Here is a 14,783-nt window from a genome sequence, read left to right on the forward strand (position 1 = left end):
GGCGCCAAAAAGCCCTCGCGACGTGGAGGACGCAATGACCAACGAGATCAACGACCCGGTCGCCATGTGGCAGAAGATGGTTGGTGAGATGGAGAAGGGATTCAACTCCTTCGCCAATCAGGCCATGTCGTCGCCGGAATTTTCGCAAGCCATGAACCGGGCTGGCGAAGTTGCTGCAGGTGCTCAGAAGCAGCTCGGCGAGCTCATGGAGAAATACCTCGTCAGCGTGAACTTGCCGAGCCGGGAGCAGGTCACTGGCCTTGCCGAAAGGCTGCAAGCCATCGAAGGCCAGATCGGTGAGATCAAGTCGATGCTGAGCCGGATGGCGGCAAGTTCCGGCCTGTCTCAGGGTTCCGATACGGCATTGCGACCGCCGCGCACCAAGCGCCCGCCGTCTGAGGGCGGAGAGCAAAAATGAACGCGCCAACGGGACTCGATTTCGCATCTATCCCAGAGCGCATTCAGTCCGAGGTGCAGCGCGCCATCCAGCGCAGCATCAAGGGCGTCGAATATTTCTCGACCTCGGGCCCTTCGCTCGGCTCGACGCCAAAGGACGTGCTGCATTCGCGCGGCACCATGAGCCTCTATCACTACCGGCCGACGTCGGACGAGATCTATCGCGTGCCGATCTTGATCGTGATGGCGACCACCAACCGCGGCTACATCCTCGATCTCGTGCCCGGACAGAGCTTCATCGAGTTCCTGCTGAGGCGCGGCTATGACGTCTACATGCTCGACTGGAGCGCGCCGCGGCCGGAGGAAAAGAGCCTGCGGATGGAAGATTACGTCCTCGACTTCATTCCGGACTGCGTCCGCCGTGTGCAGCAGGATTCCGGCGAGCAGGACGTCTCCATCATCGGCTATTGCTTCGGCGGCGTGCTGTCGTTGCTCTACGGCTCGATCTTCAAGGACGGGCCAATGAAGAATTTGATCTGCTTCACCACGCCGATCGACTTCCGCGAGATGAAGCTGTTTTCGAATTTCTCCGACCGTCGCTATTTCGACGTCGATCGCCTCGTCGACAGCGTCGGCAACGTGCCGCCGGAGATGATCTTGTCGTCTTTCGAGATGTTGCGGCCGGCCTCGCGTACGGTGAGCCAGATCCAGCTCTGGGAAAACATCTGGAATGACGAGTTCGTGAAGTCGTACCGGATGTTTGACCGCTGGGCGACCGACACGCTGCCGCTTGCGGGCGAGTATTTCCGTTCCATCACCAAAGACCTGATGTGGGACAACAAGCTTTTCAACGACACCATGTCGGTCGGCGGCCGTGCCGCGAAGCTCGAGAACATCAAGGTGCCGTTCCTGCACGCAGTGGCCGAGCACGATCACATCGTGCCCTACGACGCCGCAAAGCACCTGATCGCCAAGATCGGATCCGAGGACAAGGAAGAGGTGATGCTAAAGGGCGGTCACGTCTCGCTCGTCGCCGGCGCCAACGCGCTGAAGCGTCTGTGGCCGAAACTGGACTCCTGGCTGGGAAAGAGATCAACATGAGTGAGCAGCGTTCCTATCCGCGTCACGTCAAGACCGATGCCGGTGACATCGAGGTCCGCCTGATGTCGCCCGCGGACGAGGCTGCGGTGCTGGCCTTCGGCAAGGGCTTGCCGACCCACGACCTGTTGTTCCTGCCGCGCAACATCAGTGAGCCGAAGGTGTTGTCGGCCTGGGTCAAGGAGATCGAGCGTGGCGCGATCACGAGCCTTCTTGCGGTAAAGGACGGCAAGGTTGTCGGCTGCGGCACGCTGGTGCGCGATCCTCACTCCTGGTCGCCCCATGTCGGCGAGATCCGGATGGTGGTCTCGCTCGACGTGCGCGGGAAGGGCGTGGGGCGGGTGCTGTCACAGGAGACCTTTGCGCTCGCGCTGGGTGCGGGCCTCGAAAAGCTCTCGGTCCAGATGACGGTCGACCAGCAGGCGGCGATCGCGCTGTTCGAAAGTCTGGGCTTCAAGGCCGAGGCACTGCTGCGGGACCATGTCCGGGACCTCGACGGCAAGACCCACGACATCGTCGTGCTCGGGCACAACATCGCGCAGGTCCAGGCCCAGATGGAGGTCTATGGCCTGCCAAGCGCCGTCCAGCATTAGGGGCGAGCGAGAGGACCGCCGGGCCCTCTAATGGCTACAGAGACATCATAATGCGTCCATTGAGGCTGTTCACGAATTTGTGATATCGCAGTGCAGCAAAGATATTGCGATGCACAATTAACTATGACATATAAGCCGTGCCCCGGGCCAATGCGGACGGGGTGAGCCCATAGCTCAACCAATGAGGATGGAGAGAACCATGACCACTGAGACCAACACCGCTTTCGAGGGCTTCAAGGACGCTTTCAAGAACATCCAGAACCTGGAAGTTCCCGAGGCCGCCCGCGAGTTCGTCAAGAAGTCTGCCAACACCGCGAAGGATCGTGCTGCCGAGGTGTTCGCTGGCTCCGAGCGCGTGACCGCCGCCGTCGAGAACGCGGTGACCGAGTCCGTCACCGAGGCCGGCAAGATCAGCCGCAACATCCAGCAGGCGATCTACGAGGACGCCGAGGCGTTCTTCTCGAGCATCGACAAGCTCGCGTCCGCCAAGTCGATCAGCGAAGCCGTCGAGATCCAGTCGGGCCTGCTCCGCTCGCGTGGCGAAGTGTTCGTCGCGCGCGCCAAGGCGACCACCGACTATCTCGGCAAGCTCGCCGCCAACGGTGCGAAGTCCGCTCAGGACAACTTTGCCAAGGTCTACAACAAGACCGCCTGATCTGGCGCCAGAGACGAGAAACTGAATTTGAGGCCCGCTTCGGCGGGCCTTTATTTTTTGCCGCTATCGTCATTGCGAGGAGCGAAGCGAGGAAGCAATCCAGAGTCTTTCCGCAGAAAGATTCTGGGTGGCTTCGTTTCGCTCGCAATGACGGGTACTGTGATGCAGTGATGACTCCACCGGCTACCTTCTCCTTCGACACCCCCGGCGACGCCGAACGCGCGGCAGAGCTGCGCCGCGTGAAAGCATCGGCGACGCTGGTGCTGGTCTCGACGTTGGCGCTGTTTGTCGTCGCGAAATGGCTGCTGCCCGTGCATCCACTGTTCGGCTTCATCGCCGCCTTCGCGGAAGCCGCGACCATCGGAGGGCTCGCCGACTGGTACGCGGTGGTCGCGCTGTTCAAGCGGCCGCTCGGCCTGCCAATCCCGCACACCGCGATCATCCAGAGCAATCAGGCCCGCATCGCCGACAAGCTCGGCGAGTTCATCCAGGTGCACTTCCTCGAGGCCGGCCCGGTGGAGGCCAAGCTGAGGGAGATCGATTTCGGCTCCTTCGTCGCCGACTGGCTGCGCGACCGCAAGCGCAGCGATGACCTCGCGCGCTTCGCGCTGCGCCTGCTGCCGGAGGCTGTCTCCGCAACCGAGACGTCCGGCCTGATGACCTTCATCATTCGCCGCATGTCCTCGCAGTTCCAGGCGATCGACCTTGCCCCGCTCGCCGCCGGCACGCTGGGCGGCTTCGTGGCGGAGGGGCGGCACCAGATACTGTTCGACGATCTCCTGCGCGTGATGCATGAGACGTTGAACCAGAAGGAGACGATGGCGATGATCCGCGAGAAGGTGCGCGCGGAATTGCCGACCCTGCTCAGGCTCTATCGCGCCGACAAGTTTCTGGTGAATAAGATCGTGGCGTCTGCGACCGCCTTCTTCGAGGAGGTGCGCGGCGATCCCAAACATCCGTTCCGCGGCGAGTTCGATCGCATGGTGCTGAGCTTCGTCGACCGGCTCGGCACCGACCAGGCCTATATCGACCGAATCGAGGGATTGAAGCGCGATCTGCTCGCCCGGCCCGAGCTTGCCGATCTCGCCCGCACCGTCTGGGCCAACACGCGTTCCTTCATCGAACGCAGCGCGAGCGGCGAGACGCAGGTGCTGCAACATCATCTCGCCGGCATGTGCGTAGCCGCAGGCGAAGCGCTCGCCGGCGATTCCGAGCTGCGCGGCGAGATCAACAAGGGTCTGGTCGCGGTGCTGCACAGCTTCGTCGCCGACCAGAAGAGCGGCGTCTCGACCTTCATCTCCGATCAGGTCAAGGCGTGGAATATGGCGCAGCTGATTTCGCTGATCGAAATCAACATCGGCCGCGACCTGCAATACATCCGCTTCAACGGTTCGTTGATCGGCGGGCTCGCTGGCCTTGCCCTCTACTCCGTAGAATTCCTGCTTCGATTGTTGTGACTTTTGCGTCACGGACGCTGGCATTCAAGCGCGGGTCTATTGTCGCTTTGGATTTCGCCCGCTTGAATGTCTGGAGTCGGCCGCCTAGCTGATTCATGTTGCGCTGCGGAACGTTCGAGAAGCCGGCGTGTTGGAATTGATACCCATTTGCCGGCGTCGCAAACCGCGGCCTTTTCAGCAATTCTTCCCAGGGGACCATTGATGACCGCTACCGCCCAGACGCTGCGTCCGCCGTCCCGCACCTTGATGTTCCTGGAAGGGCGCGCGATCCACGAGTTCGGCGCATTTCTCGGCGCGCTACCGCTGCTGAGCCTCACGCCGCGTGGCGATGGGCATCCGGTGCTGGTGTTGCCGGGCCTCGTGGCCTCCGACGCGTCCACGCGCGCGCTGCGCACGTTTCTGACCAGCAAGGGCTACGCGGTAAGCGGCTGGCGCCAAGGCCGCAACTACGGCCTGCGCGAAGGCGTGCAGCATGCGATGGTCGATCTCGTGCAGGAGCTCAGCGACACCCATGGTCGCAAGATCAGCCTGGTCGGCTGGAGCCTCGGCGGCCTCTATGCGCGCCAGCTCGCCAAGATGATGCCCGAGCGCGTGCGCCAGGTGATCACGCTCGGCAGCCCCTTCGCGGGCGACCCCCGTTCGACCAATGCCTGGCGCGTGTACGAGTGGGCGAGCGGGCGGAAGTCCGACGAGGTCGATCCGCAGTTTGGCGGCGAGCTTGCCGTCTCGCCGCCGGTGCCGACCACGGCGATCTTCAGCCGCACCGACGGCGTCTGCGCCTGGCAGGGCTGCATGGAGAAGACGGGCGCGCAGACCGAGAGCATCGAGATCGAGAGCAGCCATTGCGGCATGGGCCATCACCCCGCCGCGGTCTATGCCGTCGCCGATCGCCTCGCGCAGAAGGAAGGCCAGTGGCGGCCGTTCGACCGCAGCGGCTGGCGCAGCCTGGTCTATCCCGATCCGCATCGGTAGTACTTCCTCTCTCCCCGCTTGCAAAGAACGGGGAGAGGAAGAAGCAACAACGTCGTGCCTGTCCATTGTCGCGCCCGCACCAAACGCGCTATGCCTCGCGCATGGCGCATCCGCTTTCCCGCATCATCGATCAGCTCAAACGCGAGCCATCGCGCACCGGCTCCATCGTCATCACCGTGTTCGGCGACGCCATCGTGCCGCGTGGCGGCTCGGTGTGGCTCGGCACGCTGCTGGAATTCTTCGAGAGCCTGGACATCGATAGCGGCGTGGTGCGTACCGCGATGTCGCGGCTTGCCGCCGACGGCTGGCTGACCCGCGAAAAGGTCGGCCGCAACAGCTTCTATCGGCTCGCCGAAAAGGGCCGGCAAACGTTTGAAGCCGCCACGCGCCATATCTACGATCCGCCGCCGTCAGATTGGACCGGGCGTTTCGAACTGCTCCTGATCGGCAATGGCGAGGATCGCGACGTCTCGCGCGAGGCGCTCCGCAACGCCGGCTTCGGCAGTCCGCTGCCGGGTGTGTGGGTTGCGCCATCCGGCGTCCCGGTCCCGGACGAGGCCGCTGGCGCCATTCGCCTTGAGGTCTCGGCCGAGAACGACAGCGGCCGCCGTCTGCTCAGTGCGAGCTGGCCGCTGAACCGCACAGCGGACGCTTATGTGAAGTTCATGAAGACGTTCGAGCCCCTCCGCACCGCGCTCGCGCGCGGCTCGGGTTTATCCGAGGCCGACGCCTTCACCGCGCGCATCCTGCTGATCCATTATTACCGACGCGTCGTGTTGCGCGATCCCTTGTTGCCCGAAAGCCTGCTGCCCGCGGACTGGCCGGGCAGGGCAGCACGCGAGCTCTGCGGCGAGATCTATCGCGCGCTGCTTGCGCCGTCGGAACAATGGCTTGACGCCAATGGAACCAGTGAGAAGGGGCCATTGCCGCCGGCACGGAAACTCCTCGAGCGGAGGTTCGACGCCTGATCTATATGTTACAGAAATGTCTTGCGTGATGTGATTTCTGATATATATTTCCTTCCAATAAAGCGGGAGGACGCGCATGTATACCCAGGCGCTGAACACGGCCGAAGCGGATGACCGCAGCCTCGAGGACGCGGCCAGGGCTGCGCAGTTTGAGGCCCGCATTGATGCTGAGGAACGCATCGAGCCGAACGACTGGATGCCGGCGGCCTACCGCAAGACGCTCACCCGCCAGATTTCCCAGCACGCCCATTCCGAAATCGTCGGCATGCTGCCGGAAGGCAACTGGATCACGCGCGCGCCGACGCTGCGCCGCAAGGCCGCGCTGCTCGCCAAGGTGCAGGACGAATGCGGCCATGGGCTCTATCTCTATGCCGCCGCCGAGACGCTCGGCACGTCGCGCGAAGAGCTGATCGACGCCATGCTTGCCGGCAAGGCAAAGTACTCCTCGATCTTCAACTATCCGACGCTCACCTGGGCCGACATCGGCACCATCGGCTGGCTGGTCGACGGTGCTGCGATCATGAACCAGATCCCGCTGTGCCGCTGCTCCTATGGACCTTATGCGCGCGCGATGATCCGCGTCTGCAAGGAGGAGTCCTTCCATCAGCGCCAGGGCTACGAGATCATGTTGACGCTGTGCCGCGGCTCGGACGAGCAGAAGGCGATGGGGCAGGATGCGCTGAACCGCTGGTGGTGGCCGGTGCTGATGATGTTCGGCCCGCCGGATGCGACCAGCCAGCACAGCGACACCTCGACGAAGTGGAAGATCAAGCGCTTCTCCAATGACGAGCTGCGTCAGAAATTCGTCGATGCCACCGTGCCGCAGGCGCAATATCTCGGCCTCACCATTCCCGATCCCGGCATGATTCAGGATGACGACGGGCACTGGCGCTACAGCGAGATCGACTGGACCGAATTCAAGCAGGTGCTCGCCGGCAACGGCCCGTGCAACCGCGACCGTATCGCCGCGCGCCGCAAGGCGCATGACGAGGGCGCTTGGGTGCGTGAGGCGGCCGCCGCCTATGCCGCAAAGCGCGCGCATCGCCGGACCGCGCGAGCCGCGGAATAAGGAGATCACGATGGCCACGCCGAACACGCCGCTGTGGGAAGTCTTCATTCGCAGCCGCAACGGACTCGCTCACAAGCATGTCGGCTCGCTGCATGCGAACGACGCCACCATGGCACTGCAAGCCGCGCGCGACATCTATACCCGCCGAGGCGAGGGCCTGTCGATCTGGGTCGTGCCGTCGACCGCGATCACCGCGAGCGATCCCGCCGAAAAGGGCATGATGTTCGAGCCGGCGGAATCGAAGATCTACCGGCACCCGACGTTCTATGAGGTGCCCGAGGAAGTGGGGCACATGTGATGTCCGTCGCCAACATCCAGGTCGCCGAAACGCCGCTGGTGCTCTACGCGCTTCGCCGCGCCGACGATGCGCTGATTCTCGGGCATCGGCTGTCGGAATGGTGCGGGCATGCGCCGATGCTGGAAGAGGACATGGCGCTCTCCAACATCGCGCTCGACCTCATCGGCCAGGCGCGCGAGCTCTACAGCTACGCCGCCAAGGCCGAAGGCAAGGACAATGACGAGGACAAGCTCGCGTACCTGCGCGACATCAGGCAGTACCGCAACCTGCTGCTGGTCGAGCAGCCGAATGGCGATTTTGCCCAGACGCTGGTGCGGCAGTTCTTCTATTCCGCCTTCGCCGACCTCTATTGGCGTGCGATGATGACCTCGCGCGACACGACGCTCGCCGCGATTGCCGCCAAATCCGAGAAGGAGAGCGCCTATCATCTGCGCCACGCGTCGGAGTGGATCATACGGCTGGGTGACGGCACGAACGAGAGCCACTCTCGCGCGCAGGCCGCGATCGATCACCTCTGGGCCTTCACCGGTGAGATGTTTGCCGTCGACGAGGGCGAACGCGCCCTGATCCATGCCGATATCCTCGTCGACCCGGCGAGCCTGCGTGGTCGTTGGCTGACGACGCTCTCCGATGTCCTCAGTGAAGCAACGCTCGAGCTGCCGCAGAACAACTGGATGCAGCAGGGCGGCCGCGCAGGTAGCCACAGCGAGCATCTCGGCCACCTCCTCAGCGAGCTGCAATCGATGCAGCGCACCTTCCCGGGGCAGACATGGTGACCGTGCTCGACCGCGACACCGAGCCGCGCCAGCGCGCCTGGGATGCCGCGGCCAGCGTTGTCGATCCGGAAATTCCCGTGCTGACCATCGCCGATCTCGGCGTGCTCCGCGACGTCGTTCTCGACGGCGATCACGTCGAGGTCGCGATCACGCCGACCTATTCGGGTTGTCCGGCGATGAACATGATCGCGCTTGAAATCGAGGTCGCGTTGGCCCGCGCTGGCTTTCATCGCCCGACGGTACGCACGGTGCTGTCGCCGGCCTGGACCACCGACTGGATGAGCGAGGAGGGCCGCCGGAAGCTTCACGCCTACGGCATCGCGCCGCCGCAAGCCTCGAATTCGCGCCGCGCGCTATTCGGCGAGCAGGCCGTTGCGTGCCCGCAATGCAGCTCGGCGAATACCGAGCTGCTGTCCGAATTCGGCTCGACCTCCTGCAAGGCGCTGTGGCGCTGCAAGGCCTGCCGCGAACCCTTTGACTATTTCAAGTGTCATTGACCATGTCAGCAGCCGCACCGCGCTTCCATCGCCTGGCCGTCAACGATCTTCGCCGCGAGGCGTCCGACGCAGTATCGCTGACATTTGCCATCCCAACGGAGCTTGCGACCGACTACGCTTTCACACCCGGCCAATACCTCACGCTCCGCACCATGCTGGATGGCGAGGAGGTGCGCCGCTCCTATTCGATCTGCTCGGGTCCTGACGATGGGGAGATCCGTATCGCCGTGAAGAAGGTCGACGGCGGCGCATTCTCGAGCTGGGCGGCGGACGAACTGAAAGCCGGCGATGAGCTCGACGTGATGACGCCGACCGGACGCTTTGGCATGGTCCCGCCGGCCGAGGCCGGGCGCATCCATGTCGGATTTGCCGCAGGCTCCGGCATCACGCCGATCCTGTCGATCGTCAAGGGCACGCTCGCGCGCGAGCCGGACAGCCGCTTCTTCCTGTTCTACGGCAATCGTGCAACCGACAACATCATGTTTGTCGAGGCGCTCGAAGAGCTCAAGGATCGCTTCATCGACCGCCTCTCGATCTTCCACGTCATCTCCGGCGAGGAGCAGGACATCCCGATCCTGCATGGCCGGCTCGACGGCGACAAGGTGAGGGTGCTGCTTCGCTCGCTGGTGCCGGCCGCAAGTGTCGATCATGTCTTCATCTGTGGGCCCCTTGGCATGAGCGAGGAGATCGAGGCGACCTGCCGAGGGCTCGGCATCGCGGATGATCGTATCCACGTGGAGCGGTTCGTCTCCGAATTCGGCGGCAAGCCGCGACCGAAGAAGGTTGTTGCTCCCGACGCGCCGCCAAAGGCAATCGCCTCGCTGATCATCGACGGCAAGCGCCGCGACGTTCCGGTCGCCGAGGACGAGGCGATCCTCGATGCCGCGTTGCGCGCCGGCGTCGACCTGCCTTTCGCCTGCAAGGGCGGCATGTGCTCGACCTGCCGCGCCAAGCTGGTCGAGGGTGAGGCGCCGATGGACATCAACTATTCGCTGGAGCCCTGGGAGTTGAAGGCCGGCTTCGTCCTGACCTGCCAGGCAAAGCCATCGTCGGAGCGGGTCGTGGTCGATTACGATCACGTTTGACAGTTATGGCCAAGCAGCAGAGCATTATGGATAGACATTTGTCTGGGAGAAGCGCGTGAACGTCAAAGCGGCCCTGTCGCCCGAGGATATTGCCCGCGCTTGTGCCGACGCGATGTGGGCGGAGGACGATGCCTCCAAGGGTCTCGGCATGGAGATCGTCGAGATCGGCCCGGGCTTTGCGACGCTGGCGATGAATGTGCGGCCGGACATGGTCAACGGCCAGCGCATCGCCCATGGCGGTTTCATCTTCACGCTCGCCGATTCCGCGTTTGCCTTTGCCTGCAACTCGCACAATGAACGTGTCGTGGCGGCACAGGGCCAGATCACCTTCATCAAAACGGGCAAACTTGGCGACCGCCTCCTTGCAAAAGCGCGCGAGATCAGCCGTGGCGGACGCTCCGGCATCTACGACGTGCGCGTGACAGCAGGCGACACCGTCATCGCAGAATTCCGCGGGCATTCGCGTGTCATTCCCGGCACGTGGCTGCCGGTGCAAGATCAATAAGAGAAGAACAAATCAGTGTGGGGAAACGAGAATGGCTTCGACGAAGCTGAAGGAAGGCGGCCATACCTATAGGCCCGAGCTGGATGCGCACGAGCGCGCATCGCGCGACGAGATCATGGCACTGCAGACGCAGCGGCTGGCCTTGTCGCTGAAGCACGCCTACGACAACGTCGCGCATTATCGCAAGGCTTTCGACGAGGCCGGCGTGCATCCGTCCGATTTCCACGAGCTGTCCGACCTCGCGAAATTTCCGTTCACGGTGAAGGCGGATCTGCGCGACAATTATCCCTTCAACATGTTCGCGGTGCCGCGTGAAAAGCTGGTGCGCGTGCATGCCTCCTCCGGCACGACGGGAAAGCCGATTGTGGTGGGCTATACGCAACGCGACATCGACACCTGGTCGGAGGTGATGGCGCGCTCGATCCGCGCCGCCGGCGGCCGCACCGGCATGATCATCCACAATGCGTATGGCTACGGCCTGTTTACCGGCGGATTGGGCGTGCACTATGGCGCCGAAAAGCTCGGCTGCACGGTGGTGCCGATCTCCGGCGGTATGACCGAGCGGCAGGCGCAGCTCATCAACGATTTCCGGCCCGACATCATCACGGTGACGCCGAGCTACATGTTGGCGATCCTCGACGAGTTCAAGCGCCAAAAACTCGACCCGCGCCAGTGCTCACTCAAGGTCGGCATCTTCGGGGCCGAGCCCTGGACCAATGCGATGCGCCGGGAGATCGAGGATGCGTTCGACATGGATGCCACCGACATCTATGGACTGTCTGAAGTGATTGGGCCCGGCGTCGCGCAGGAATGCATCGAGACCAAGGACGGTCTGCACATCTGGGAGGACCATTTCTATCCTGAAGTGATTGATCCTGAGACCGGTGCGGTGCTGCCTGACGGAGAAAAGGGCGAACTGGTCTTTACCTCGCTTACCAAGGAAGCCTTCCCTGTCATCCGCTATCGCACCCGCGACCTGACGCGGCTGCTGCCGGGCACGGCGCGGCCGGGCATGCGACGCATGGAGAAGGTGACGGGCCGTTCGGACGACATGATCATCCTGCGCGGCGTCAATCTCTTCCCGACTCAGATCGAGGAGGTGCTGCTCGCGACCGACTGGTGCGGCGGGCATTTCATCCTTGAGCTTACGCGCGAAGGCCGCATGGACGAGCTGACCATCATTGCCGAGGCGCGGCCCGAAAGCTGGGACGGTCGGGGGCTCGTCGATCATGCTGACCGCATCTCGACCCACATCAAGAACACCATCGGCATCAGTTCCCAGGTGCGGGTGGTCGCGCCGGCTACGCTGGAGCGATCGCTCGGCAAGGCCAAGCGCCTCTACGACAAGCGGCCGAAGGATTGACTTGGCGGCCCCCAAAGGCGACAAGGCCCGCGAGAAATCGTGGGTCCTTCGATGTCATTAGCCGATAGCAAAACGGTCGAAGCGCGCTGCGTCCGCCTCAATGCCAAGGCCGATAATGCTGCGGCGGTTGCGCCGCTGGTCGAGCGTCATCTGCTCACGCGCGGTCCGAATGATCTCCTGATCGAGATGAAGGCTGCGGCCGTCAACCCGTCCGACGTCAAGGCTGCGATCGGGCTGATGCCCTATTCCGTCTTCCCGCGCACGCCCGGTCGCGATTACGCCGGCGTGGTAATTGACGGGCCTGCCGATACGATCGGCCGCAAGGTGTTCGGCTCATCCGGCGATCTCGGCATCCGCCGCGACGGCACGCACGCAACGCATCTCGTCGTTGAGGCCGATGCCGTGGTGGAGAAGCCGGAGACGGTGTCCTGGGAGGAGGCAGCCGGCATCGGCGTCCCCTTCGTGACCGCGATGGAAGGCTTTCGCCGCGCCGGCATTCCAAAGCTTGTCGAAACGGTGCTGGTGTTCGGCGTCAACGGCAAGGTCGGGCAGGCCGCCGTGCAGATTGCGACGTGGCAGGGCGCGCGCGTCATCGGCGTGGTGCGCAAGCCGGAAGCCTACGAAGGTCACGCCAACGCACCCATCGAGGTGATCGACGCCTCCTCAGCCGATGTCGCCACGCGCGTGCGCGAGGCGACCGGCGGCAAGGGCGCCGACATCGTCTTCAATACCGTCGGCGATCCCTATTTCCAGGCCGCGCACAAGTCGCTCGCATTGCGCGGCCGCCAGATCCTGATCGCCGCGATCGATCGCATCGTGCAGTTCAACATCCTCGAATTCTACCGCGGGCAGCACACCTATGTCGGCATCGACACCCTAGGGCTCTCCTCGGCCGCAACAGGCGCGGTGCTGCGAGATCTCGGCCCGGGCTTTGCGAGCGGGCACCTGAAGCCATTCCCGATCAATGCGAATGCCGTCTATCCGCTGGAGCGCGCCAAAGAAGCCTATGTCGCCGTCGCCGGTTCGTCTCGTGACCGCGTGATCCTGCGGCCGTGAACTTGACGGAGAGTGGCGGGAGACCTGAGAGCCATTGATGGACACCACCCAACTCGTCATCCTCGCCGGCCTCGTCATTGGCCTGGTTTACGGCGCTATCGGCCTGCTCAGCGGTTTTTGCCTGATGAGCAGCATGCGCGGCTGGCTGGCCGAGGGGGACGGACGGCTGGTGCGGACTTACGCGCTGGCGATTGCGGTCGCGATCGCCGCCAGTCAGTTTCTTGCCGGCAACGGCATGGTCGATCTCGGCAAGTCGATCTACCTGCAACAATCTTTCTCGGCACCGGTGCTGTTCCTCGGTGGGCTGCTGTTCGGCTACGGCATGGTGCTGTCGAACGGCTGCGGTTCACGCGCCCTGGTGCTGCTCGGCCGCGGCAATCTACGCTCCTTCGTCGTCGTGATCGTGCTCGCCATCGCGGCGCAGATGACGCTCAAGGGCCTGATCGCGCCGGCGCGGATTGCATTGGTCCAGGCTTCGCAAACCACTGTGAGCCCGAATTCGCTACCGTCAATGCTGGCGACGCTCGGTTCCGGAGAAGCGGTCTCGCGCGCGCTGGCCGCTGCCATAATTGTCGTTGCGCTGACCCACTTTGCTTTCGCGCATCCGGAGTTTCGCCGCTCGCTGGGCCAGATTGCGACGGGCGTCATCGTCGGTCTTCTCGTCGCCGCTGGCTGGCTCGTCACCGGCTATCTCGGCGCCGACGATTTCAATCCTATCCCGGTGACGTCGCTCACCTTCATCGCGCCGATCGCGGATGCGCTGCAATACGCCATGCTCTCGACCGGGCTGACGCTCAACTTCGGCATCGCCACCGTTGCCGGGGTTTTCGCCGGCAGCCTTGTCACCGCGCTCGCGACGGGCCGCTTCCATTTCGAAGGTTATTCCTCGCCGCGTCACATGCTGCGTTCAGCCGGCGGCGCTGCGCTGATGGGGATCGGCGGCGTGATGGCGTTCGGATGCTCCATCGGACAGGGGCTCACCGGCGTGTCGACGCTCGCGCTGGGCTCGTTCGTTGCACTCGCCGGCATCCTGCTCGGCACAGCAGCGGGCTTGCGCGGTGTACTGCGCGTTCAGCCGCTCGCGGTAGCCTGACGGCGCAGCAGCCGGTCGCCCAGCGTTGCAAACCCAATGCCGGTGACGATCAGAGCGGCCGCGACGGCAAGACTTACGTCGATAGGTTCACCCAGCAGGATCGCAGCACTGGCGATGCCGACGAGCGGCGTTGCCGTGGTGCCGAGCGACGTCGTCAGCGCCGAGATGCTCTTGTTCACCATCGACATCGCCCAATAGGCCAGTGCCGTCCCGATCAGGCCAGAATACAGGAACAGCAGCAAGAGCCGCCACGACCATTCCACGTGCGGCAGGCCATCCGTGATTGTCGCGCTGACAGTCAGCACGATCGTTGCTACAAGGACCTGCCAGATCAGGAGCTGAAGCGGCGACGCAATCCAGCGGTGCGCGCGGATATAGATGATGTTCGCAGCCCAGGAGATCGCGGCAAGGATGACCATGCCGGCGCCAAGCACGACGTTGACATTGGTCCAGTCGATCGATGCCGGGTTCAGGATCACGGCAAGGCCGATCAGTCCGAGCAGCGCGCCGGCGAATTTTGGCGCGGTCAGTGTGTCCTTCGCCAGGAGGGGTGCGGCGATCGCGACCCAGAGTGGCGTGGTATAGCCGAGCACGACGCCCTTGCTCGCGGGCAGGAAGCGCAGACCGGCCGCGACAAGCGTCGAGAACAGCGTCATATGCAGCAGCGCGACGCTGAGGACCACCGGGATGTCGCGCCGTTCCGGGATCACCAGATTGTTGCTCAGCCCGAGGACCAGGAACAGGCCGACCAGCGCGATCCAGCTCCGGATCGCCGCAGTCCATAGCGGCGGGAGGAACTGCACGAGCTGCTTCGTCACCGACCAGTTCACACCCCAGGCCAGCACGACGATGAGGAACAGGCCGACGGCGGCGCGGGGTGACAGGGCGTTCATCTCGGAAGT

General features: G+C 63.7%; 17 protein-coding genes. 16 read left to right on the forward strand and 1 reads right to left on the reverse strand.

Translation table 11 applies throughout. The features are described from left to right. Nucleotides 1-34: 34 nt before the first annotated feature. The 16 genes from IVA80_RS37840 (at nucleotide 35) to IVA80_RS37915 (ending at nucleotide 13,881) form a co-directional block, all read left to right on the forward strand. On the forward strand, nucleotides 35-418 hold the full coding sequence (locus IVA80_RS37840; protein ID WP_247440208.1) for a hypothetical protein: 384 nt from the start codon (nucleotides 35-37) through the stop codon (nucleotides 416-418). After that, nucleotides 415-1,497 (forward strand): alpha/beta fold hydrolase, encoded by a 1,083-nt coding sequence (locus IVA80_RS37845; protein ID WP_247440209.1) that lies wholly within the window; start codon nucleotides 415-417, stop codon nucleotides 1,495-1,497. Before IVA80_RS37840 ends, IVA80_RS37845 begins: the two co-directional genes overlap by 4 nt. Then, nucleotides 1,494-2,087 (forward strand): GNAT family N-acetyltransferase, encoded by a 594-nt coding sequence (locus IVA80_RS37850; RefSeq protein ID WP_247440210.1) that lies wholly within the window; start codon nucleotides 1,494-1,496, stop codon nucleotides 2,085-2,087. The genes IVA80_RS37845 and IVA80_RS37850 overlap by 4 nt, the downstream gene beginning before the upstream one ends. Before the next feature lie 199 nt (nucleotides 2,088-2,286). Beyond that, nucleotides 2,287-2,742, forward strand: a complete 456-nt coding sequence (locus IVA80_RS37855) for a phasin (protein WP_247440211.1) — start codon at nucleotides 2,287-2,289, stop codon at nucleotides 2,740-2,742. A gap of 170 nt (nucleotides 2,743-2,912) precedes the next feature. Further along, a complete protein-coding gene (locus IVA80_RS37860; protein WP_247440212.1) occupies nucleotides 2,913-4,199 on the forward strand; it encodes a DUF445 domain-containing protein in 1,287 nt (428 codons plus the stop codon). A gap of 201 nt (nucleotides 4,200-4,400) precedes the next feature. Beyond that, nucleotides 4,401-5,171, forward strand: a complete 771-nt coding sequence (locus IVA80_RS37865) for an alpha/beta hydrolase (RefSeq protein ID WP_247440213.1) — start codon at nucleotides 4,401-4,403, stop codon at nucleotides 5,169-5,171. 101 nt (nucleotides 5,172-5,272) lie between these two features. Continuing rightward, nucleotides 5,273-6,139, forward strand: coding sequence for a phenylacetic acid degradation operon negative regulatory protein PaaX (gene paaX / locus IVA80_RS37870; RefSeq protein ID WP_247440214.1), 867 nt, complete (start codon nucleotides 5,273-5,275; stop codon nucleotides 6,137-6,139). Between the two features lie 76 nt (nucleotides 6,140-6,215). Then, complete coding sequence (gene paaA / locus IVA80_RS37875) at nucleotides 6,216-7,208, forward strand: 1,2-phenylacetyl-CoA epoxidase subunit PaaA (protein ID WP_247440215.1); 993 nt, start codon at nucleotides 6,216-6,218, stop codon at nucleotides 7,206-7,208. Nucleotides 7,209-7,218: 10 nt separating this feature from the next. Beyond that, nucleotides 7,219-7,506, forward strand: a complete 288-nt coding sequence (gene paaB, locus IVA80_RS37880) for a 1,2-phenylacetyl-CoA epoxidase subunit PaaB (RefSeq protein ID WP_014496929.1) — start codon at nucleotides 7,219-7,221, stop codon at nucleotides 7,504-7,506. Beyond that, nucleotides 7,506-8,282: a 1,2-phenylacetyl-CoA epoxidase subunit PaaC gene (paaC, locus tag IVA80_RS37885; RefSeq protein WP_247440216.1), complete on the forward strand. Its 777-nt coding sequence runs from the start codon at nucleotides 7,506-7,508 to the stop codon at nucleotides 8,280-8,282. Before paaB ends, paaC begins: the two co-directional genes overlap by 1 nt. Then, on the forward strand, nucleotides 8,276-8,779 hold the full coding sequence (gene paaD / locus IVA80_RS37890) for a 1,2-phenylacetyl-CoA epoxidase subunit PaaD (protein WP_247440217.1): 504 nt from the start codon (nucleotides 8,276-8,278) through the stop codon (nucleotides 8,777-8,779). Before paaC ends, paaD begins: the two co-directional genes overlap by 7 nt. 2 nt (nucleotides 8,780-8,781) lie before the next feature. Continuing rightward, nucleotides 8,782-9,864 (forward strand): 1,2-phenylacetyl-CoA epoxidase subunit PaaE, encoded by a 1,083-nt coding sequence (gene paaE, locus IVA80_RS37895; protein WP_247440218.1) that lies wholly within the window; start codon nucleotides 8,782-8,784, stop codon nucleotides 9,862-9,864. A gap of 55 nt (nucleotides 9,865-9,919) precedes the next feature. Continuing rightward, a complete protein-coding gene (gene paaI / locus IVA80_RS37900; protein WP_247440219.1) occupies nucleotides 9,920-10,369 on the forward strand; it encodes a hydroxyphenylacetyl-CoA thioesterase PaaI in 450 nt (149 codons plus the stop codon). 31 nt (nucleotides 10,370-10,400) lie between these two features. After that, on the forward strand, nucleotides 10,401-11,732 hold the full coding sequence (gene paaK, locus IVA80_RS37905) for a phenylacetate--CoA ligase PaaK (RefSeq protein ID WP_247440220.1): 1,332 nt from the start codon (nucleotides 10,401-10,403) through the stop codon (nucleotides 11,730-11,732). A 51-nt stretch (nucleotides 11,733-11,783) separates the two neighbouring features. After that, nucleotides 11,784-12,788, forward strand: coding sequence for a zinc-binding dehydrogenase (locus tag IVA80_RS37910; RefSeq protein ID WP_247440221.1), 1,005 nt, complete (start codon nucleotides 11,784-11,786; stop codon nucleotides 12,786-12,788). Between the two features lie 37 nt (nucleotides 12,789-12,825). Further along, on the forward strand, nucleotides 12,826-13,881 hold the full coding sequence (locus tag IVA80_RS37915) for a YeeE/YedE family protein (RefSeq protein WP_247440222.1): 1,056 nt from the start codon (nucleotides 12,826-12,828) through the stop codon (nucleotides 13,879-13,881). On the opposite strand, the gene IVA80_RS37920 is transcribed toward IVA80_RS37915, so the two are convergent. Beyond that, nucleotides 13,860-14,774, reverse strand: coding sequence for a DMT family transporter (locus IVA80_RS37920; RefSeq protein WP_247440223.1), 915 nt, complete (start codon nucleotides 14,772-14,774; stop codon nucleotides 13,860-13,862). The two genes, IVA80_RS37915 and IVA80_RS37920, sit on opposite strands and share 22 nt — an antisense overlap. Between the last annotated feature and the right edge of the window lie 9 nt (nucleotides 14,775-14,783).

The organism is Bradyrhizobium sp. 139 (assembly GCF_023074175.1).
Taxonomy (GTDB): Bacteria; Pseudomonadota; Alphaproteobacteria; order Rhizobiales; family Xanthobacteraceae; genus Bradyrhizobium.

Excerpts from the sequence above, each read along its gene's own strand:
- IVA80_RS37845 (WP_247440209.1), top strand. The coding sequence starts at position 415 with ATGAACGCGCCAACGGGACTCGATTTCGCATCTATCCCAGAGCGCATT.
- IVA80_RS37915 (WP_247440222.1), top strand. The coding sequence starts at position 12,826 with ATGGACACCACCCAACTCGTCATCCTCGCCGGCCTCGTCATTGGCCTG.
- IVA80_RS37855 (WP_247440211.1), top strand. The coding sequence starts at position 2,287 with ATGACCACTGAGACCAACACCGCTTTCGAGGGCTTCAAGGACGCTTTC.
- paaB (WP_014496929.1), top strand. The coding sequence starts at position 7,219 with ATGGCCACGCCGAACACGCCGCTGTGGGAAGTCTTCATTCGCAGCCGC.
- IVA80_RS37860 (WP_247440212.1), top strand. The coding sequence starts at position 2,913 with ATGACTCCACCGGCTACCTTCTCCTTCGACACCCCCGGCGACGCCGAA.
- IVA80_RS37850 (WP_247440210.1), top strand. The coding sequence starts at position 1,494 with ATGAGTGAGCAGCGTTCCTATCCGCGTCACGTCAAGACCGATGCCGGT.
- paaE (WP_247440218.1), top strand. The coding sequence starts at position 8,782 with ATGTCAGCAGCCGCACCGCGCTTCCATCGCCTGGCCGTCAACGATCTT.
- paaX (WP_247440214.1), top strand. The coding sequence starts at position 5,273 with ATGGCGCATCCGCTTTCCCGCATCATCGATCAGCTCAAACGCGAGCCA.
- paaD (WP_247440217.1), top strand. The coding sequence starts at position 8,276 with ATGGTGACCGTGCTCGACCGCGACACCGAGCCGCGCCAGCGCGCCTGG.
- IVA80_RS37865 (WP_247440213.1), top strand. The coding sequence starts at position 4,401 with ATGACCGCTACCGCCCAGACGCTGCGTCCGCCGTCCCGCACCTTGATG.
- IVA80_RS37910 (WP_247440221.1), top strand. The coding sequence starts at position 11,784 with ATGTCATTAGCCGATAGCAAAACGGTCGAAGCGCGCTGCGTCCGCCTC.
- paaK (WP_247440220.1), top strand. The coding sequence starts at position 10,401 with ATGGCTTCGACGAAGCTGAAGGAAGGCGGCCATACCTATAGGCCCGAG.
- paaC (WP_247440216.1), top strand. The coding sequence starts at position 7,506 with ATGTCCGTCGCCAACATCCAGGTCGCCGAAACGCCGCTGGTGCTCTAC.
- IVA80_RS37920 (WP_247440223.1), bottom strand. The coding sequence starts at position 14,774 with ATGAACGCCCTGTCACCCCGCGCCGCCGTCGGCCTGTTCCTCATCGTC.
- paaA (WP_247440215.1), top strand. The coding sequence starts at position 6,216 with ATGTATACCCAGGCGCTGAACACGGCCGAAGCGGATGACCGCAGCCTC.
- IVA80_RS37840 (WP_247440208.1), top strand. The coding sequence starts at position 35 with ATGACCAACGAGATCAACGACCCGGTCGCCATGTGGCAGAAGATGGTT.